Origin of the sequence: Streptomyces triticisoli, assembly GCF_003270085.1 — a bacterium.
Classification (GTDB): domain Bacteria; phylum Actinomycetota; class Actinomycetes; order Streptomycetales; family Streptomycetaceae; genus Streptomyces; species Streptomyces triticisoli.
This window is the reverse complement of sequence record NZ_QFDQ01000010.1, coordinates 20,162-40,968: the sequence shown is the minus strand read 5'-3', so window position 1 is coordinate 40,968 and position 20,807 is coordinate 20,162. Positions and strand designations below refer to the sequence as shown.

At 69.7% G+C, this 20,807-nt stretch carries 10 protein-coding genes and 1 pseudogene; 7 read left to right on the top strand and 4 right to left on the bottom strand.

Going from position 1 to position 20,807, the window contains the following annotated elements; all coding sequences use genetic code 11:
• Positions 1 to 278: 278 nt before the first annotated feature.
• The 6 genes from DEP02_RS02210 (at position 279) to DEP02_RS02185 (ending at position 6,753) form a co-directional block, all read left to right on the top strand.
• Positions 279 to 3,320: a beta-N-acetylglucosaminidase domain-containing protein gene (locus DEP02_RS02210; protein ID WP_112465605.1), complete on the top strand. Its 3,042-nt coding sequence runs from the start codon at positions 279 to 281 to the stop codon at positions 3,318 to 3,320.
• A gap of 80 nt (positions 3,321 to 3,400) precedes the next feature.
• Entirely contained in the window at positions 3,401 to 3,943 is a 543-nt protein-coding gene (locus DEP02_RS02205) for a PadR family transcriptional regulator (RefSeq protein ID WP_112465604.1), read from the top strand.
• Positions 3,940 to 4,629, top strand: coding sequence for an ABC transporter ATP-binding protein (locus tag DEP02_RS02200; RefSeq protein WP_112465603.1), 690 nt, complete (start codon positions 3,940 to 3,942; stop codon positions 4,627 to 4,629). Before DEP02_RS02205 ends, DEP02_RS02200 begins: the two co-directional genes overlap by 4 nt.
• Entirely contained in the window at positions 4,626 to 5,990 is a 1,365-nt protein-coding gene (locus DEP02_RS02195) for an FtsX-like permease family protein (RefSeq protein ID WP_112465602.1), read from the top strand. The genes DEP02_RS02200 and DEP02_RS02195 overlap by 4 nt, the downstream gene beginning before the upstream one ends.
• Positions 5,991 to 6,112: 122 nt before the next feature.
• Complete coding sequence (locus DEP02_RS02190) at positions 6,113 to 6,337, top strand: hypothetical protein (protein WP_112465601.1); 225 nt, start codon at positions 6,113 to 6,115, stop codon at positions 6,335 to 6,337.
• Entirely contained in the window at positions 6,334 to 6,753 is a 420-nt protein-coding gene (locus tag DEP02_RS02185; RefSeq protein ID WP_112465600.1) for a type II toxin-antitoxin system VapC family toxin, read from the top strand. Before DEP02_RS02190 ends, DEP02_RS02185 begins: the two co-directional genes overlap by 4 nt.
• A gap of 498 nt (positions 6,754 to 7,251) precedes the next feature.
• Here the strand turns inward: DEP02_RS02185 and DEP02_RS02175 are convergent, their stop codons facing one another.
• Positions 7,252 to 7,638, bottom strand: coding sequence for a VOC family protein (locus DEP02_RS02175; protein WP_112465599.1), 387 nt, complete (start codon positions 7,636 to 7,638; stop codon positions 7,252 to 7,254).
• A gap of 204 nt (positions 7,639 to 7,842) precedes the next feature.
• Between DEP02_RS02175 and DEP02_RS02170 the strand changes: the two are divergent.
• Positions 7,843 to 8,832: pseudogene (locus DEP02_RS02170) on the top strand (tyrosine-type recombinase/integrase); the annotation flags it as partial.
• A 137-nt stretch (positions 8,833 to 8,969) separates the two neighbouring features.
• Here DEP02_RS02170 and DEP02_RS35635 read toward each other — a convergent pair.
• From DEP02_RS35635 to DEP02_RS02160, 3 genes are all read right to left on the bottom strand, one after another.
• Entirely contained in the window at positions 8,970 to 9,356 is a 387-nt protein-coding gene (locus DEP02_RS35635; protein WP_369123200.1) for a DUF5958 family protein, read from the bottom strand.
• A gap of 3 nt (positions 9,357 to 9,359) precedes the next feature.
• Positions 9,360 to 16,235 (bottom strand): polymorphic toxin-type HINT domain-containing protein, encoded by a 6,876-nt coding sequence (locus DEP02_RS02165; protein ID WP_112465598.1) that lies wholly within the window; start codon positions 16,233 to 16,235, stop codon positions 9,360 to 9,362.
• Positions 16,236 to 16,344: 109 nt separating this feature from the next.
• Positions 16,345 to 20,613, bottom strand: a complete 4,269-nt coding sequence (locus DEP02_RS02160) for a LamG-like jellyroll fold domain-containing protein (protein ID WP_112465597.1) — start codon at positions 20,611 to 20,613, stop codon at positions 16,345 to 16,347.
• Positions 20,614 to 20,807: the final 194 nt, after the last annotated feature.

Below are 20,807 nucleotides of genomic sequence, written 5' to 3'. Positions count from 1 at the left end.
TTGTCGAGTACGTCGGGTACGGGCGTCCAACGGACACCCAGCGGGACATCCGGTGGGACGTCCAGCAGTCGGACTACCGCAGCCCTACCCAGTGCTCGCGAGGGCAGACGTACCAGAACGAATGACGTGCTGCTGGTCACACTCCCCTGGCTCCAGGTTCGGTCAATCGCGGCACAACGGCCACTCTCGTTGACACCTCCTCCCGGGGATGGTGTGGTCGAGGCTCTTCGACACCGCCTTCGGCAGGACTTTCGAAGGCCGATCGATGAGGAGGGGCCGTGCGACTTCGGCGCGGTATCGGGCACGGGAAGAGCGCGGCCGCACTCGCGTTCGCCGTCGTCGCGGGAACCCTGGGAGCCGGTCCCGCGGCCGCCGCGGCACCGTCCGCCCCCGGCCCGGGCACCGATCCTGCCCCCGGCACCCCGGCCACGAACCCGGAGCAGCCGGCCGCGGCCTCCTCCGGTCTCGCCGTGTGGCCACGCCCGCAGTCCCTGCGTACGACCGGTACCGCCGTGCAGGTCACCGACCGGGTCGCCCTCGTCACCGACGCGGACACCGACCCGTACGCCCTGGACGCGCTGCGCGCGCTGCTGCACGGGGCCGGCGCCCGCACGATCATGGACCTGAGCGTCTCGCACCCGGTCCCGTCGGACGCGCTGGTGGTGCGCGCGCACACCGAGCGCGCACACAGCGACCCGCGCCGCGCGCTGCCCTCCGGCGGCTACCTCCTCACCACCGGCAACGGCGCCCTGACCCTCACCGGCGCCGGCGAGGACGGCCTCTTCCACGCCGTGCAGACACTGCGGCAGCTGCTGCGCCCCGACGGGACGGTCCCCGGCGTGACCGTCCGCGACTGGCCGGGCACCGCCGTGCGCGGCACCACCGAGGGCTTCTACGGCACCGCGTGGACGCAGGAGCAGCGCCTCGCCCAGGTCGACTTCATGGGCCGCACCAAGCAGAACCGGTACCTGTACGCCCCCGGCGACGACCTCTACCGCCAGGAGCGCTGGCGCGAGCCGTACCCGGCGGAGCAGCGGGCGGCGTTCCGGGAGCTGGCCGAGCGGGCCCGCGGCAACCACGTCACGCTGGGCTGGGCGGTGGCGCCGGGCCAGTCGCTGTGCTTCGCCTCGGACGCCGACGTACGGGCGCTGACGCGCAAGCTGGACGCGATGTGGGCGCTGGGCTTCCGGGCGTTCCAGCTGCAGTTCCAGAACGTCAGCTACAGCGAGTGGCACTGCGACGCGGACCCGGAGCGTTTCGGCTCCGGCCCGGAGGCGGCGGCGCGGGCGCAGGCGCGGGTGGCGAACGAGGTGGCCCGGCACCTGGCGGAGCGTTATTCCGGCGCGGTGCCGCTGTCGTTGATGCCGACCGAGTTCTACGAGGACGGAGCGACCCCCTACCGGCGGGCGCTGGCGTCCGCGCTGGACCAGTCGGTGCAGGTGGCCTGGACCGGGGTGGGCGTGGTGCCCCGCACCATCACGGGGGCCGAACTGGCCGAGGCCCGCGCGGCGTTCGGGCACGCGCTGGTCACCATGGACAACTACCCGGTGAACGACTACGCCGAGGACCGTATCTTCCTCGGCCCCTACACCGGCCGCGAACCGGCCGTCGCCAGCGGCTCGGCCGCCCTGCTCGCCAACGCGATGGAGCAGGCGGAGGCCTCCCGCATCCCGCTGTTCACGGCGGCCGACTACGCCTGGAACCCCCGCGACTACCGCCCCCAGGAGTCCTGGCGGGCGGCCATCGCCGACCTCGCGGCGGGCGACGCGCGACGCCACGAGGCGCTGTCGGCCCTGGCCGGCAACGACGCGTCCTCGGTCCTGGGCGGCACGGAGTCGGCTTATCTGCGCCCGCTCATCGCGGCCGTGTGGGAGGCCCGTACGACGACGGACCGGGCCAGGAACGAAACCGCCGAGGCACGGCTGCGCGCCGCCTTCACGGTGATGCGCGAGACCCCCGGGCGCCTCGCCTCCGACGGCACGCTGGCGGCCGAAGTCGCCCCATGGACAGCCCAGTTGGCCCGCTACGGCGAGGCCGGCACGGCGGCGCTCGACATGTTCCGCGCCCAGCGCGAGGGCGACGCGACGGCGGCCTGGACGGCGTACCGGACGCTGGACCGGCTGCGCGCCGAGACCGAGCGCGCCGACGTGACGGTCGGCAAGGGCGTACTGGACCCGTTCCTCGACCGCGCGCGGCAGGAGTACGCGGCCTGGGCGGGTCTGACGCACGAGCCGGCCGCGGACCGGGACGAGGTGTCGACCCGCACGGTCCGTCTCCCGCGCGCCCGCGCCCTGAGCGCCGTGACGGTCCTCAGCGATCCCGGAACCGCCGGCGCCGTGGAGGTCCACGTCCCCGGAGAGGGCTGGCGCCGCCTGGGAGCGCTGGCGGAGCGCGGGGCGACGGAGATCGACACCGGGCAGCCCTCGTCCCCGGCCGCCCGGGCGACGCGCCCCCCGGCCCTCTGGCCGCCCGCCTACCCGGCTCCGGGCCTCTGGACGCGCCCGCCGGCCCTGGTGCAGCCCACTCCCCTGCCGGCCGGCACCCGGGTCGACGCCGTCCGCGTGACCGGCGCCGACCCCTCCCGCGTACGCCACCTGGTCCCGTGGTTCGCCGACATCGCGGCGGCCGGCCTGACCCTGCCGCGCGCCGAGGCCGACGCGGAGCTCGGCGGCACCGAGCGGCTGACCGCCCGGCTGACCTCCCGCCGCCCGGCCGAGGTGCGCGGCAGGGTCACCGTGGAGGCCCCCGAGGGCATCGAGGTGCGCGTCCCCACCAAGGAGCTGACCGTGCCCCGCGGCACCACGGTGGACGTCCCGGTGAAGGTGACCGTCCCACCGGCGGCGCCCTCCCGCCCGTACGACATCCGCATCACCTTCGCCGGTCAGACCCGCACCCTCACGGTCCGCCCCTTCCCGCGCACCGCCGGCCCCGACCTGGCCCGCACCGGCACGGCGACCTCGTCGGGCGACGAGACCCCCGACTTCCCGGCCTCCGCCGCGAACGACGGCAACCCGTCCACGCGCTGGTCGTCCCCCGTCGACGACGGCGCCTGGTGGCAGGTGGAACTCCCCGCGCCGGTCCGCCTGGGCAGGGTCGCCCTCCACTGGCAGGAGGCCCACCCCTCCGCCTACCGCGTCCAGGTCTCCCCCGACGGCCGCCGCTGGCGCACGGCCCGCGCGGTGAAGGACAGCCGGGGCGGCCGGGAAACCGTCCGCATGGACGAACGCGACGTGCGGTTCGTCCGCGTGCAGGGCGACAAGCGGGCCACGCGGTACGGCTATTCCCTGTGGTCGGTGGAGGCGTACGCGGTGGCGGACTGAGCCCGCCGCATCGCACGCCCCGAAGTTTTTCACTGATCACTATTCACTCAGTACATGTATGTAGTACATACTGAGACGCCATGAGCACCCGTCACATCCTGCTGGGCCTGCTCGCCGGCGGACCGAGCCACGGCTACGACCTCAAGCGACGCCACGACGAGCACTTCCCGCAGGCCCGCCCGCTGGCCTACGGCCAGGTCTACACAACCCTGCAACGGCTGGTCCGCGACAGTCTCGCGGAGGTGGAGGGCACCGACTCCGACGGCGGACCGGAGCGGACGCTGTACCGCCTCACCGAGGAAGGCTCCCGGGAGGTGGCCACGTGGGCCGGGCAGGTCACGCCGCCCGCGCCCTTCGTGACGAACGAGATCTTCGCCAAGGTCGTCGTGGCGATCCTCACCGACGGCGACCCGGCCGCCCACCTGCTCGCGCAGCGCGCCGCGCACATGGAGCGGATGCGGGAGCTGACGGCGCTCAAGACCGCCCCGGGCTCCGGTCTGGCCACGGTGCTCTCGGCGGACTACGCCCTCAACCACCTCGACGCCGACCTGCGCTGGATGACCACCACGCAGGCCCGCCTCACCACCTTGACCGCTCAGACCGTGGAGGTCGACCGATCATGAGCAACCGTCCGGTGCCCCTTCTGGTGGCCCGAGACCTCGTCAAGTCCCATGACAGGACCCCGGCCCTGCGCGGGGCCGCCCTGGAACTGGGCGAGGGCGAGATCGTCGCCGTGACCGGCACGAGCGGCAGCGGGAAGTCCACGCTGCTGCACTGTCTGGCGGGCATCGTCCGGCCGGACGGCGGCTCGGTGACGTACGCCGGGAAGCGCGTCGACACGCTGCCGGAGCACCGCCTGAGCGAGCTGCGCCGCACCGACTTCGGCGTGGTGTTCCAGTTCGGGCAGCTGATCCCCGAGCTGACGGCCGTCGACAACGTCGCGCTGCCGCTGATGCTGGCCGGGACCGCGCGGGGGGCGGCCCAGGAACAGGCGGGGGCATGGCTGGAGCGGTTCGGCGTGCGGAAGCAGGAAGCTGCGCGCCCCGGGGAGTTGAGCGGAGGTCAGGCACAACGCGTGGCGCTGGCAAGGGCGTTGGTGACCGGCCCGAGGGTGGTGTTCGCGGACGAACCGACGGGGGCGCTGGACTCGCTGGCGAGCGAGCAGGTGATGACGGCCCTGGTGGGGGCCGCCCGTGAGGCGGGCGCGGCGGTGCTGCTGATCACGCACGACGCCCAGGTGGCGGCGTACGCCGACCGCGAGGTGCGGCTGCAGGACGGCGTGACGGTCGGGTCGGGGGTGCTCGCGTGAGGACCGACCTGCGGCTGGCCTGGCTGCTCGTACGGGGCTCGGACCGGTGGGAGTGGTGGCGGATCGCGCTCACGGTGGCGGGGGCGATGTGCGCGACGGGCCTGGGCCTGGCGGCCGCCGTCCTGGCCTCGGTGCACGGGCAGTACCGCTTCTCCTTCGGCAACGGCCTGCTCGATCACCCCGGCGAGCGCTCCGGGGTGATCGTCACGTTGCTGCTCCTGCTGGTCCCGGTGCTCGGGTTGCTCGGGCAGTGCGCCCGGATCGGGGCGGTGCACCGCGACCGGCGGATGGCCGTGCTGCGGCTGGCGGGCGCGGAACCGGGCCGGGTGCGGCGGATCGCGGCGCTGGAGACCGGACTGGCCTGTCTGCTGGGCTCGGCGCTCGCCACGGCCGGGGCGGCGGCGGTGCTGACAGCCGTGTGGGAGCAGCCGACCGCGGCGGCCTGGGCGGGGATCGCGCTGGTCGCGGTGTGCGTACCGGTGCTGGGCACGGCGGCCGTGGTGCTGGCGCTGCGCCGGGTGGTGGCGTCGCCGCTGGGGTGGGTGCGGCGGAGCCACCCGCGGTCGGGGCGGGGCCCGGGCCTGCTGTTCGTGGGCGGGCTGCTGGTCGTGGGCGTGGCGGCGCTGGGGGCCGTGGCCGGTACGTCCGTGGACTCCAACTACGCGGGCCCCGGAACCGGTCCGCTCATCGTGTGCGCGGTGGTGCTGGCCGTCGGCGCGGGCGCGGTGTGGCTCACGGGCGCCTTGTCCCGGCTGACCGGCCGACTGCTCGCGGCCCGGACCGGCTCCCCTGCGGTGCTGATCGCGGCGGAACGGCTGCGGGACGACCCGTGGGCGGCGGCCCGTACGCATGCGGCGGTACTGCTGGTGACGGTGGTCGGGACCGGGTTCGTGGGAGTACGGCAGGCGCTGCTCGCCCATCTGGAGACCATGGACGGCTCGTACGGTTTCGCCCAGGACGCCGCCTTCTACACCACGGGTCTGAACCTCACGGCCGCGGCCATCGCCCTGGCCCTCGCGATCATCCTCACAGCACTCGCCGTCGGCACCGCCGAGTCCGTCGCCACCCGCCGCCGGGGCCTGGCCGCGCAGGTGGCCGCCGGAGTCCCCCGACGAGTACTCGCCCGGGCCCTCCTCCTGGAAACCGCCCTGCCCCTGGCCCCGGCCGTCCTCGTGGCGGGCACGGGCGGCCTGGCGATCGGCATCTGGTACGGACACCTCGCCGGCGACGGAGGCTGGCCCATGCCGTACACGGCCCTCCCGGTCCCGGCCGGCGTGTACGCCACCTGTCTCCTGACCGCCGCCGCCTCACTGCCACTGCTACGGCGCTCGGTACGCCCGGCGGAGCTGCGGTACGTGTGAACGTCCCGGTCCCGGAGGCACGGAGCCCCGGGACCGGACACTCATCACCTGCGACTTCACGGGTCTGGCGGAGCACCTGGAGACCTGGGCCAGGCGGGTTCCCGGACCGTACACTGACTGCTATGACCGTTCGCGAGGAAGCCCATCGTCTGCTCAACGCGCTGCCGGAGGACCGGCTCATGGACGCCATAGAGCTGCTGCGCGAGTGGGCTGAGGAGGAGCGTGGTGAGCGCCCGCGTCGGCGTTTCCGCACGACCGCCACCTTCGACGGCGATCCGGACCTCGGTGTACGCGCCAAGGACATCGCGCGTGAGGAGTGGGGCGGGCAGGAGCGACGCAGCGCGTGATCGTGATCGACACCGGCCCCGTGGTCGCGGCGGCCAACCGCAAGGACGACCATCACACCGACTGCGTGCGCCTGCTGGAGAACCACCCTGGGCCGTTGCTGTTACCGTCTCCGCTCGTCGCGGAAATCGGGTACATACTCTCCAGCCGTGCCGGGGCGAAGACAGAGGCCGACTTCCTGCGCGATGTCGCGGATGGTGTGTACGACCTGGTCCCGGTCACCTCTTCCGTAGCCGCGCGTGCCGCCGATCTCGTGGAACAGTACGCGAGTCTCCCCCTGGGTACCGCCGACGCCTTCGTCGTCGCTGTCGCCGAAAAGTTCGGTGCGGTCAGCATCGCGACGCTGGACCGCCGCCACTTCAGCATCGTCCGACCTGTCCACGTGCCCGCCTTCACTCTGTTGCCACAGCAGTTCTGAACTGCCCCGGTGGTCCCGGCCGGGGTGTGCGTCACCTGCCTGCTGGCCGAGGCCGCCTCCCTGCCGCTGCTACGGCGCTCGGTGCGCCCGGCGGAGCTGCGGTACGCGTGAGCCGTCTGGCCCCGGGGGACGGGTCCCGGGACTCCTCACTACCTGCCTGCGACTTCCCGGGTCAGCGTCGGTGACTTCGGGTACGGGGGCGTCCTCGAAGTACAGTTCCAGCGCTTCACGCAGGCTTCTTCCCAGGGACTCCTCGATGTTCTCCCCCTGGGAGGTGACCTCGACCTGGAGGCAGCGTGCCACGTACCACTTGCCTTCATGGGGGATCGCGGCAGTCAGGTGCAGTACGTCAACCGTCATGCCGCCAGTCTGGCGCGCACGACCCCACCGGACAGCGGCTTCCTCCACCGTCACCCGCGCTGTACTCACGTTGACCTGCGGGAAGCTCTCCGCCCTGGCCTGCGACGACTGCGGCCCCGCAGGCAAAGGCCCCGAATCTCAGTCCTCACCGCTCCCGTACGGCCTCGTCAGGATTTCCATGTTGTGACCGTCCGGGTCGTCGAAATACACCCCTCGGCCCCCGTCGTTGCGATTGATCTCGCCAGGGCGCCGGTGGTACGGGTCCGCCCAGTACGTCAGGCCCGCGGTCCGGACACGGGCGAAGATCGCGTCGAAGTCATCCTCGGAGACCAGGAACGCGTAGTGCTGCGGGGGTATCGGCTCGGTGGTCTCCATGTAGTCCAGCGTCACACCGTTCGCCACCTGCACCGGGGTGAACGGGCCGAACGGCGGTGCCACCTCGAGCCCCAGCAGATCAGCGAGGAACCGCGCGGACTGCTCCTTGTCGTGTGCGGCGACGATCGTGTGGTTGAGCTCTACAGTCATAGGTCAGCCCTCCTGCCCCCATAGGTGCCACGACCACTTCCCACGGTAGGCAGCCGCGCGAGCTCACGCCATCGGCCGGTCGACCCCTCCGGCACCGACAGGCGACTGAGGCGCGAAGCCCCGGGCGATCGGTGACCCGCAGTTGCGGTCAGGTGACCTTGAGGTTCGCCCGGCGTCCTGCGTGACCTGCTCCGCCTCGCCGCCGAACACACCCACACCCACTGCACCGCCTGCGTCCGCCTCCACCTCATCCCCGGCCTCGGCACCAAGAAGATCGCCTGGCTCACCGCCAAGGACGTACGCACCTTCCTAGACCGGCTCCGCATCACCTGTCAGTGCTGCGCCCAGGGGCTGGACACCGAACGGAAGAAGCGTTGCGGGATCGGCGAGTGCTGCCAGAAGCGGCTGTCCGCCTTGACCGTGACCTACGTGCACTCGGTGCTCAAGTCGGCGCTGGAACATGCGGTCCGCGAAGACGAGCTGCCCCGCAATGTCGCCCGGAACGTCAAGACCACTGCGCACCGGCCCAGGCGGTTCCGGCCGCTTACCGCAACGGAGGCCCGTCAGTTCCTCAACGCCGCCCGCACGGACCGGATCCACGCGCTGTACGAACTCGCCCTCCGCACCGGACTCCGCAAGGGCGAACTCCTCGGCCTTCACTGGGAAGACCTCGACCTCAACACCGAGACCGCAACCATCCGCCAATCCCTCCAGCGCACCCGAACCGGCGGCCTCACCCACCTGCCCACCAAGACCCGGGCATCCGAACGCCGCATCGCGCTCCCGACCGAATGCATCCACTCCCTCAAGGAGCACAAGGAGCGGCAGGACAGGAAACGGGGTCAGGCCGGGTCGGCCTGGAGCGACAGCGGCCTCGTCTTCACCACGCCGACCGGATGGCCTCTCGACCCGGCCAACCTCACCCGCCGCTTCCGCAGCTTTCTCAACCGGGCCGGGCTCCGGCGCATCCGCTTCCACGACCTCCGGCATTCCACCGCCACCCTGCTCCTGGAACAGGACGTCGACCTCATCGTGATCAAGGAGTTGTTGGGCCACGCCCACATCGGCGTCACCGCCGGCGTCTACGCCCACGTCCGACTCCGCCTCCAACGGCAAGCCATCGACACCCTGGGTCACGCCCTCGGTCAGAACGACGGCCCTGACTCCCCACCCGCGGCGGCCGCCGTCCGCTGACGTTGCCGTCAGCGTTGCCGTCAAGCACCTGGGAGCCCTCTACCGAGCACTAGCCTAGTAGAGGGCTCCCAATCGTAACTCCTACGCAACTCGGAGGTTTCTGACGACACCTCCGAGTTGCTCCACGCGTATTCGAGCTACGCCAAATTATGCCAAGCGTGGGTGCAGCTTCCACGACACTCGCGCTCTCTTCGCCGCGTATCGGCTACCGCGAATGTAGCTAGAAGCACGCGAAAGGCCTTCACATGCTCGGCAGGAGGTAGACCTGCAATGGTACCCCTGCTTTCGAGAACCGGCTCACGGACGATCAGAACAGCCGGGGTCGCCGTTGGCTTCACCCCTGATCGAGAAACGCCCTCACGGCCATCATCCGCCGTTGCGTGAGCCTGCATGGAGTAGCGGACCAACTCCAGAAGCACTGCCTCTCGCTCAACCTGCTCCAGCGAAGAGAACCAGCTAACCGCGGTCTCCATGTCGCGCAGCCCCTGGGCCACCTCGTTGATGATTCGCTCTGACGCTTTCAAAACTCACCGCTTTCGGGGCTCAAAAACTACGTACGGTAGATCTCGATCCAATTCCGTGTAGCTCTTCTTGTGATTTGGATTATAGCCCTGCCAGAAATCGCGCCCGCGTCCACTTCCCTCGCCGTCGCCGGTCCCTCTCGGCAATGAATTCTTGATCCGGTTGCGCGACTTCGCCGGGCCATACAGGATGTAATCCCAATCTGACATAGCGTGAGCCGTCCCGCCTGCCCGGCTTCCCACTACAACAATTGGATACCCCGATTTATCGGCGGCGTTCTGGATTCGTCGGGCATCATTGGGGCTAATCCCAGCCTCTGACGTTGTTCTAAAGCCTGGACCACACCACCCGTTGGAGTTATGAACCAGGACCGGCGTCTCGCCCGCCAGCACATAGTACGTGTGGATGCCCTCCACGGTGAGGTTACGGACAGTCGCGTGCTGGGTCCAGCGCTTGATCGCGGCGATCTGGACGTGTGCGCCCGCGCTCGTGCGAAGCCACTGCCCCTCGCGCAGATCGCCGGCCTTGATCCATTCCCCAAGCTCGGGCACCCAGAAAGGGTGCCCGACGGTGGCGGTTATTGACGTCGCCTTTGCGTCACTCTTCCCATCGAGGTCGAGAGTGATTTTGACGAGGTTCTTGACTCCCTTACCGATGATAGTGGCAGTGACGGCACAAGCTTCCGTCTTTCCGGTTTTCGGGTCGGTAGCCAGAACCTTGTCGCCGACCTCAACCTCATCGATCGACTTGATCGATCCGTCCGCCATGCGGACGCCTTGCTCAGGAAGGAAACTGTTGCAGCCTCCACCACGCTTGAGCGCAAACTCGAGGACGGCCAGGAACCCTACGTTGCCGCATATCGGACACGTATCTACGGCTGGAATATCTTTTACATGCTTCCAGCCTCCGTAATAGTCGCGCAGGTTTTTGCACGTCATGTCGGTGCCCTGGCTGAAGCCACAGCGCTCACGAAAGTAGAGCTCGTAGTTCAGCTCAAGACTCACGTTCGGCATGTAGGTCCCGAGCGTCTGCATTTGCCCAACAGTCGGCCGTCCGGAACCCCCCAGGTATTTCTTTCCGAGGTTCTTATTGAGAGCAGGCGCGGCACCGTTTCCGAGGTTTGTGATCTTGCCGGAATTCTTGGTTTTAACGGGCGACTTGCCCTTGCCGTTGTCCTTGTCCTTGCTCTTGTTCTTGGGCTTGTAGGTGCCGTAGGTGCCGTTGCTGCCGGAGCAGTATGCGACGCCGTAACAGCTTTCCAGGCCGTCGGGGTCGCTGGCGGTGGTGGGGTTGTTGTTGGCGTAGGTGTAGCCGTTGAGGGACTGCGGCTGGTCCAGGCTCAGGATGGGGTCGACGCTGATGAAGCGGCCCAGAACAGGGTCGTATTCGCGGGCTCCGAGGTGGGTCAGGCCGGTGGTGGCAGTGTCATTGGTGCCGCCGACGAAGCCCTTGGTGCCGGGCCAGGTGTCCGGCTCGGTTCCGCGGGTGCTGCCGAAGGGCAGGTTGCGGCGCTGGGTGAGTTTCTGGGTGGCGGCCTCGATGGCGAGCTGGGCGGTGCCGTGGTGGTCGGCGAGGGTGAAGGAGACGCTGCCGTCGTCGGCCTTGACGGCCTGGTGGCCGCCGCCGAGGTCGTAGTAGCGGGTGGCCTTGGGGGTGGTGGAGCCCTTGGCCAGGGTGATCTCGGTGGTGCCGAGGTAGAGGGTGGTCTCGGTGGGGGTGCGGCCGATGAGGCGGTTGCCCTCTGTGTCGTAGAGGTACTCGGTGACCTTGCTGCTGCCGCCTTCGACGGGTTCGGTCACCTTCGCCAGGTGGCCCTCCGCGTCCCATTCGAGGGTCTGCGTGGTGCCGCTCAGGGTGCGGGCGGTGGTGTTGCCGGTCTCGTCATAACCGAAGGAGTCCTTCGCCGTTCCCGTGGGACCGGTGGTGGTCACGGAGGTCAGCGTGTGCGGCTGGGCCTTGCCCACTCCGGGATAGGAGTAGGTGCGCGTGGTGTCCTTTGCCGTGTCGCCCGTGGTGTCGTGGAGAGTCTGCGTCGCTCGGTTGCTTGCCTTGTCGTAGGTGTAGGAGTGCCAGTACGGGGCCGGGCCGCCCAGGATGCTGCCACCGGGTGTGGCGGCGCAGCCGGTGGTGTTCTGGGTCCAGGCTTCGCTCATGCGGCGCAGGTGGTCGTAGGTGAAGCACTGGGTGTCGGTGCCGGCGCGGGAGACGTCGGAGACGGACAGGACGTTGCCCACCTCGTCGTAGCGGTAGGTGCTGCTCTGGTCGACTCCGGCCACGTCCTGGCGCTCCACGCGGGTGTTGGCCAGGCGCTGGGTGCCCCACTCGTAGGTGTTGGTGACCTGGACCTGCTTGGCTCCGGCGGCCGTGCCGTACATCTTGTACCCGCTCGGCTGGCCGGTCTTGAAGTAGCTGGTCTCCGCCTTGAAGCCGTCGCCCAGCAGGGAGATGGGCCGCAGCGTGGCCGGATCGTACGTGAACGACTGGCTGCCGCCCGGGAGCGAGCCGGCCGCGGAGTAGCTCACGCCGCCGACCAGCCCGGAGGGCAGGTAAGAGGTGCCGGCCTGGTAGGTACCCTGCAGGTCGTCCTCCCGCTCGGGGACGACCACGGCGGTCCTCACCGGCCGGTAGAGGCGGTCGTACAGGGTGACCTTGGTGGTGTACGCGGCGCCGTCGACGTAGCGGGTGGACTCGGCCAGGTGGCCCTTGGCGCCACTGACGGTGTCGTAGGTCCAGGTGGCGCGCAGTTTGCCGGTGGCCGAGCCCTCGCGCAGTTCGGTCTTGCGGCCGAGGTTGTCGTAGCCGTGCCACAGGGCCGGGGTGCCCGGACGGGCGTCCTTGGTGGTGACGAGCTGGCCGCGGTCGTCGTAGGTGCTGGTGGTGGTGCCCTTGTCCGGGTCGTTGGACGTCAGCTGGCGGCCCAGCAGGTCGTAGGTGTACGACCAGGTATTGCCTGCCGGGTCGGTGGCCTTCGACAGCTCTCCACGGGGCGTGTAGGCGTACTTGGTGGTGTCGTAGGACGCCTCCGCGATGCGGGCGTGGTGCTGGCGCAGTTCGGTGGTCCGGTCGCGGGCGTCGGTGAGGATGGTGGTGGCGGTGCCGCCGACCGGCGGGATCACCGTGGTCCGGTCGCCACCGTAGATCGTCCTGGTGACGCCGAGCACGGTGCCGCCGTCGCCATTGCCCGCGATCTGCTTCGCCTCGGTCTGACGGCCCAGACCGTCATACGTGTACCAGTTCTGGGTTTGCACGCTCAGCGCGTCGTCCGGCTTGCTCAGGGTGGTGGAGGGTGCGCCGGTGGCGTAGTAGGTCGCGAACTCCTTCGCTGTCAGGCCTCGTTCGTCGTAGAAGGTGTCGGCCAGCAGGCGTCCGCCGTCAGGGCCGGGGTCCTGGGTCTGACGGGGGCGCAGGAAACCGTCGTAGAGGGTGTAGGAGGTGCGCTGGGCAGCGTTGTTGCCCAGCGTCTTGGTACCGACCGCGACCGGCTTGCCCTCAGTGACGGTGTAGGTGAACTGGTAGGTCGGGGTCTGCCCGGTCAGCCGGTCGGCCAGCCACACCTTGGTCGAGCGGCCCAGCGCGTCGTAGGCGAAGTCGACGGCGTTGTTGTTGGTGTCGGTCTGCTTCACGGGCAGGCCCCGCAGGATCTCGAGGCTGGTGATCGAGGTCTGCTTGGTGGCCGCATCGCCTGCCTTGACGGGTGGCGTGGTCACCTTCACGGTGGTGGCGAAACCCGTCGCGGGGGTGAGTTCGGTCGTGGTGGTGCGGCCGTCGCCGCGCGGGGTGCGTGTGAGTACGCCGGTGCCGGTGACGGTCACGTCGGCGGTCAGGTCCGTGCTGGTCAGGGCCCGGCCGTAGGCGTCGTAGGTGGTTCCGGATTCCAGGTAGACAGCGGTGGTGCCGTCGTACTGCTTCAACACCGCGCTGGCCGTCTCATCCCCCTTCGTGGGGGCGGCATCGTAGGCGCCGCCGTCGTAGGCGGTACGGACGTCGGACATCACGTCCGCGGGGCGGCTGACCGTGGCGCCGCAGGCCTTGGACACCGTCTCCACCCGCGAGGGGAGGGTCAGGAGGTTGTCGGTGGTGTTGGTGGCATAGGTGGTGCGCGTGCAGGTGTCGTCGGCGGCAGTGCTGATATCGCCCCGGTCGTCGACCTGGGTAACACGTCCGGCCACGGTGTCGAACTCGTTGCTGGTCTCGGTGGTGCGCCACTTCGCGCCGGCCCCGTCGTCCAAGGACGTCCACGACCTGGTGCTCTTGGTGCCGGTGAAGTTGGCGGTGACGGTGCCCCAGCTGCGGGTCTTCTTCGCGGTCTGGTGGTGCCAGGGCCGGCTGACCTCCTTGGCCAGGACCTTGCCGCCCGGGCCGGAGTAGCTGACGGTCTTGTAGGCGAAGCCGGCCGCCAACTCGTGGTCGGTGATCGGATCGCCCTCACCCTCGCCCAGGGTGACGGTGACCGTCTTGGTGCCGCCGCTGGTGTCCTTGCGGTCGCCGTCCATGCCCCGCAGGAAGTAGGTGTCCTCCTGCGACTTCATCGCCGAGGCGCCGCCCTGCCCGCCGGCCTGCACACGGACCTGCCCGTAGCCGCGCCACTGCGACCAGGTCTTGAACTTCTCCTTGGTCAGACCGTCGTCATCGTCGTAGTGCCAGGCCGCACCACCCAGATACTGATACGTGGTGACCTCATCCGGTGCCCCGCCGGTACGGTCGGTGGCGGTGACGGAGGTGACCACGTACTTGTTGAACCACTGTCGCTCGGGGTCGTCCGAGGTACTACCGCCGATGTACTGCGGGAAGCAGCGCGTGGTGTTGGTCTGCGGAGTTGGCAGAGCGCCGAAGTCACAAGCCGGCGCCGAGTAGTTGACGTCTATCTGGCCGCCGGATTCGTCGGCGACCGTGGACAGGCGGTCCTTGATGAACGGCGGGTAGCCGTCACCGGTCTTGTCCAGGCGGTTGGCCAGCTGGGTGTAGGCGAAGGTCGTCTTCGGCAGGGTGATCGCAGGGGTTTCGGTGTGGCCGGTGCGCTGGACGGAGTCGAGCAGCAGCTGGTAGTCGGTGTCGGCCATGCCCCAACGGTGGGTCAGCTTCCAGGAGTCGACGTTCTGGTAGGCGCTGCCGTCCCAGACCTGGGTGCTCACCTCGGTGATCCGCTTGCGGGTGAAGAACACCGGGGAGAGGCGGCCCTTGTCGCAGTCCTTGCCCGCGTCGCAGTTCAGGTCCCACGGCGTGTCGTACCAGTAGGCGGCGTCCTTGCCGATGTCCGTGCAAGTGGTGGAGGAGTTGGGCAGGCAGCGCTCGGCGTCGGTGAAGTCGACCTTGGCCAGCGCCTTGGTGCCGTACATCGAGGAGGACTTCAGGCCGTACTCGACCCGGTCCAGGGTGCCACCGCGCACGTAGCGGGTGTTGTCCTTGGCCTTGAGGTTGCGGCCGTAGGAGTTGGTCTCCTGGTTGTAGTAGTACGCGATGGCGTTGCCGTGCACGTCCACGGCGTAGTCGAGGTTCCACCGCCAGGCCTGCTGGCACCACGCGTCGGCGAACGCCGAGGCGTGGCAGGGCTCGCCGGTGTCGTTGCCGAAGACAGGGACTGTCCAGGTGGAGTTCGTGACCGGCTTGCCGTCCGCCCAGCCCGGCAGTCGGTGGTAGCCGAAGTAGTAGCGGGTGCCGTCCGGGTCGGTGAGCCGCCAGTACTCGCCGTCGTTGTCGCCGTTGCCGCGGTTGCTGGAGGTCAGACGGTCGATCCTGGTGCCGTCGTCGTCCTTCAGCTTCCAGGAATTGGTCCCGTTGGGGACCAGCTCGCCGCCCTTGCCGTTGAAGGTGATGAAGGCGTTGTCGTAGGCCCAGCACAGGTCGCCCGGCTTGTTGCCGTCCGCGTTCTTCACGCCGTCATCGGCACACGGCTTGTAACGGCGTTCGATGAAACCCGGCCAGAAATCGAATCCGTCGCCCGCCCAGGACGCCTGGTTATTGGTGCTGCCGGTGCGCCCGTCAATGGAGCTCGAGGAATACGACAGCCCGATGTTCGGGGTCAGACTGCCCGGGACGTCCGGCACCGGCATGTCGTACGACCAGGCGAAGTCACCCGTGTTCAGGTTCGTGTTCCAGGTCGCCGAGGGAGAGAGCGAGGTCGCCGTGTAGTCCCCGTTCTCGCTGCTCGCCTCCGCCACGGCGGCCAGCACCGTGGGAGCACTGGCGCTCAGAGTCACGTTCTGCGCGGTCAGGGTCTGCTTCTCGGTGTCGTTGACCGACGCGACCGGCACGCTGGTGCGGCACCGGGCCTTGTCCGGGGTGGTCAGCGCGCACGCGGGCAGCTCCACCAGAGTCAGGCGGGAGGCGTAGCCGCCACCGTAGGCTTCCGCGAAGCCTGAGTAGTCGAGCTTGGCCCGCACCCGGCCGGCCCGACCGGTCAGTCCGTCCTTGCCCTCACCCTTCGAACGCAGCGTGAAAAGCAGCCCGTCGACATCCGCCTGCTTCGCTGCCTCACGGCCAAGGACACGTGCCTCGACAGCACCGCTCGCCGACTTCGCGGCGGTGATGTCCCCCGTGTCCAGCGTCAGCGGCAGTCCCTTGGCCCGGACAGCCGTGCGTGCGGTGCCTTTCGCAGCGGAGGCCGGCAACTCGACGACCGCCGTGTCCGCCTTCGGCCAGGCCGCGTCCGGAGGCGCCTGCGGGGTACGCGGCCCCTTCATCAGGGTGCGCGGCTTGGCCTTGACCGGCGAGCCGGGTACTGGCTTCTCGGACCGGGGAAGGGCGGAACGGCCCTTCCCCTCATCCGCCACGGCAGCCGGCTGGACCACTCCCTGCAGGAGCGTGCCGACCATGACCGCGGCCGAAGCGAGCGCGACGCGTCGCCGCAGCGTTCTGAACCGCTTGCTCGATCTGCCGTTCATTCCGTCCTTCGTCCTTCGCTGCGAGCCCGGCCTGCGTGTCACAGAGCAGGCCGGAGCGGAAGTTGAATGCCAAATCGCTTTGGGGGCCCGGTTGTCCCGCCACCGGAGGTCAGCCGACGCCGGGCACCTCGGTCGGTACGTCGAACCAGCTGGCGGCCAGCTTCCCGATCTGCTCGTCGGTCAGTGACCCCTGGAAGGCCCAGACGTCGTCGACCAGGCCGGGGAAGTACTCGCCCCAGGCTCCGTCGGTCTTGGCGCGGCCGACCTGGAAAGACTTGGTGGCCTTGAAGGCGAGCGTGTTCTCGGCCCAGGAGACCTGGTCCCCGCAGTTCTCGCCGTCGCCGTCGCCGTCGCAGGAGATCTCCTGCAGCGTTCCGTTGACGTACAGGCGGGCCTGCTTGACGAACCCGTCGTAGACCACGGCCAGGTGGTTCCAGTCCCGGGCGTCGAAGAACTCGCTGTTCTTCACGCGTACGACCGTCGCGTCCGCGCCGTCCTTGTCCGGCATGACCAGTTCCCAGTGGCCAAGGCCCTCCGGGTTCGCGGGGTCCGGCACGAAGCGGACGGTGAAGGCGCTCTGGACCGAGCCCTCGGCGCTGACCAGCGCGACACCGCTGGTCGGCAGCGCGGCGGCCTGTGCCCAGGCGGTGACGGTGTAGCTGGCAGCGGTGTCGACCGGTACGGACGTCGTGGCCGCGTGGCCGCCGACGCCGTCCAGCTCCAGGCCGCCGAAGTCGATGAAGGCGAAGTCCGACTTCTTCGCGCCGCCGTTCAGCGTGAGCGCGCTGCCTCCCGGCACCGCGTTCGGGGTGGTCACCGGGCCGGTCCCGGTGGTCTCCTCGAACGTCCACCGGCTCTCGACCAGCGGACGCTGCTGGAACATCTGGCGGACCTCGTCGGCGGCGACCGGCCGGTCCAGGAGCCGGACGTCGTCGATGGTGCCGGGGAAGAACGAGCCCGGCTTGCCGTCATAGGAACCGGCGCCGATCTGCACCGCCCCGCCCGCGTACCAGTTGGCCTTCAGGTCCGTCTCCCCGGCCTTCACACCGTTGACGTACAGGATCAGCTTGTTGGCGACGGTGTCGTGCACGCCGACCAGGTGCGTCCACGTGTCCCCGTGGGCGGTCTGCCCATCGGCCTGCATGGCCCGGATCGGTGTGGCGTCCGGAGAGTCCGCCGAGTACTGGTTGACCGCCCACCGGTCGTACGCCTTCGAGTAGTACAGCTCCAGCCCCGGCCGGTAGGTGCCCGCCTGTGTGACGACGATCGCCGCGTGGTCCGGCTTGGTCTTGGGCAGTTTGGCCCATGCGGACACGGCGAAGCTGCGCTGGTTGTTGAGCAACGGCCGCTTGGTGGTGGCGTAACCGTCGACCCCGTTCAGCGTCAGCGCCCTGCCCGCCACACCGGGCTGCCCGGAGGTGACCCCTCCGACGAAGGTGGCCGCCGGCACCTCCGCCTTCCCGGTCAGCTGCGTCGCGTCCGCGGGCTCGTCCATCGGGAACACCGCCCGCGCCGGACGGCCCGAGATGAGCGACCCCTTGCCGTGCAGACGCGTCACCTCACCGACCGACAGCGGCTTGTCGAAGATCTGCACCTCGTCGATCGCCCCGGGGAAGAACGAGGCCAGCCTGCCGCCGTCATAGGAGCCGGCACCGATCTGAAGACCCCGACGGGCATCCCAGGGGGAGTCGTAGACGGTAGTACCGGCCAACTCACCGTCGACGTAGAGCTTCAACTCCTTGTTGGTCAGGCTGTAGGTGCCCACCAGATGCGTCCACTGTCCGGCCGTGACCCCGCCCGGAGAGGGTGCCATGGCCCGCACGATGCCTGCGCCCGGGGCGTCGGCCTTGTACTGGTTGAACACCCACCGGTCGTACGACTTGGAGTAGTACAGCTCGAAGCCCGGGGCGTGGTTGCCGGGCTGGGCGGCGACGATGGCCGCACCGTCCGGCATCGTCGACAGCCTCGCCCACGCCGAGACGGAAAACCCGACCGAGGTGTCCACGGCGGGAATGTCGGAGACCGCGTAGCCGTCGACTCCGTTGAAGGACACCGCCGTGCCCTTGGCCCCGGGCACACCCGGTGTGGCGCCGCCGCGCAGATCGAGCGTGCGCTCCGGCGCCGACCCCACGGCCTGACTCGCACCCGCGTCCTCGTCCATCTGCCACATCGCCCGCTCCGGCTGCCCGGCCTTCACCCGGAACTGGTAGGTCCGCACCTCGGAGCCGTTGCCTGCCTGGTCGAACGCCTGGGCGGTGACGAAGTTCAGGCCCGGCCCGGCCGGCAGCAGGCGCACGGACTTGGCCGCTCCGCCGGTGGTGGTGATCTGCTGCGCCGCGGACGGGTCGGTGTTGAACCCGTAGCGGTAGCGGATCACGTCCGTCGAGGAGGAGCCGATGGTGAAGGTGCCGTACTGGCCGACCCCGTCGTACCAGGGGTCGTCCGGGTCCTCCGGGTTCGAGGCCGGGTAGTCGCCCGAGGTGATCGACGGCGCCTTGGGCACCGAGGTGTCGTAGTAGAAGTAGCAGGCCGTCGGATCACCCGCATGCGACCACGGCGAGTACTGGGCCCCGTCGTAGCTGCGCACGTACCAGTTGATCTGCTTGTTCTGCGGCACGCTGGTCGGCAGGCTGATCGAGAAGCTGGACCCGGACTTCTTGTACGAGGTCAGCGCCGGCTTCCACCGTGCGATCAGCCCCTTGCCGTCGCCGGTGTCCCACTTGGCCTCGAACTGCACCGCCACGTTGTCGCCGTCCGGGTCGGTGACGCTGTTGGCGTAGACCTTGCCCAGGGTGCGCACCCGCGCCGCGTCGGCCGGCTTCTTGCAGCTGCCGCCGTACTCCATCGTCAGCTGCGACATCTTCACCTGCGGCGGCGGCCGGTTGTACTGCACCCGCAAAAACGCCTTGTCCGAGAACCGCTTCCAGGCGTAGCCGTCCGTCTCGCTGGCCGCCTGCAGCCCGAACGTCATCGTCGCGCTCTTGCTGTCGGCGGCCGCCTGCACCGCCGACTTCACGTTGAACTCCGCGTCCTTGGCCGCACAGCCGCTGTAGCCGTGGGCGAACGACTTCGACGCCAGTTGCTTGATCCAGAAACCCGAGGCGTTCTGGCTGTTCCACGTCGTCGAGGCGGAGATGTCCTTGGTCTGCCACAGCTGCACCGACCGCGCGTCGCAGGACGCCGACCAGGTGTTGCGGACCACGAACTCCGCCGACAGGATCGACTTGCCCGCGAACGTCGAGGTCGGAATCCGGTAGAACAGCCGTTTGGTGTCATGCGGCTGGCAGTACGCCCAGTTGCAGTAGCCAAGCCCCGCGTCCGAGGCCCCGTTGAACTTCCACTGCGGCGAGGACGCCCAGTACTTCGACGCCATCGTCCACGCCGACGCCTTCGGCGTGTACCACTGCGGGTCGATGTAGACCGGGTAAGTCGTGTCGGGACCCTTCAGCACGTCGGGGTCCGGGGTCAGCACCAGCTCGTCCTGCCCGGCCGTCACCTCCACCCCCACCGGCGCCAGCTTGCCCGACTCCCCCGCGCCCGGCTCGCCGCTCGCATCCTCCGCCACCGCGGCCTGCGCACCGGATACGGCGGCACGCGACCCGGCGGGGGCGGCCGGCTGCTCGCCGGTGCTGGAGTCCCACATCAGCGGCCTCGGCGCCTCGAACACCGCCCCGGCGGCCCCCTCGTCGACGGCCTCCAGCCCGCCCTCGTCGCTCTCGCGCACCTCCAGGCCCGACGCCGACAGTCTCAGCCGCAGCTCGGCCAGTTCCGGGTTCGCCGCGGCTTTCGCCGTCTTCACCACCAGCAGCTGGGTGAAGCCGTCCTCCTGTGCGGTCATCCGCAGGTCCACATCCGGCAGCACCGACGCATACGTCGCCACCGCCCCCTCCAGCCGCGGCCTGGGCAGCGGGGCCGGCCACGTAAGGCTCAGCTCCCGCCCGGCCCGCCGCATCCGCACCAGCGGCACCCCCGTGCCGCCCCCGGAGAACTGCACGTCCACCGTCGCGGCCCGGGGCGCCACCATCCCCGCACCGGTCGCCACCAGGCCGGTGTCCACCCGCTTCCAGCCGCCCTGGCCACGGGCCCAGACCGGCCGCAGATACTCCCGCGCCTCCAGGCGCCCCTCCGGCGTGGCGAACACCTCACGGGACTCCCCCCGTCGGGCGGAGACCTCCACCGGCTTGCCCGTGCGCCGGGCCTCGGCCAGCGCCTCCCCCTCCGACACCCCACCGGTGGCCGCACCGGCTGCGGCACTGCGCGGCGCGGCCGGCACCGCGGCCGCCGCGCCACCCCCCAGGGCCGGAACCGCCCCCACCGCCAACGTCACGCTCAGTAGCGCCCCGACGGCCCTGCCCCCGCCCCGCAACCGGGTCCACATCCTCGCCACATCCCACCCACAGCGCTCGCACAGTTGTCCGCCGCAACTAAGCCCCGCAGCCAAGCGGAAGGTCAACTGGCGGAAAAGGGAAATCAGTTGAACAAGATCAAGAAGCGGATGTGGTGATCAGCACGTTTACCGGGACTGGTCAAGACCAGGCAAAACCTTGCCTCGATCGGTTTCCCCGCCCAGGG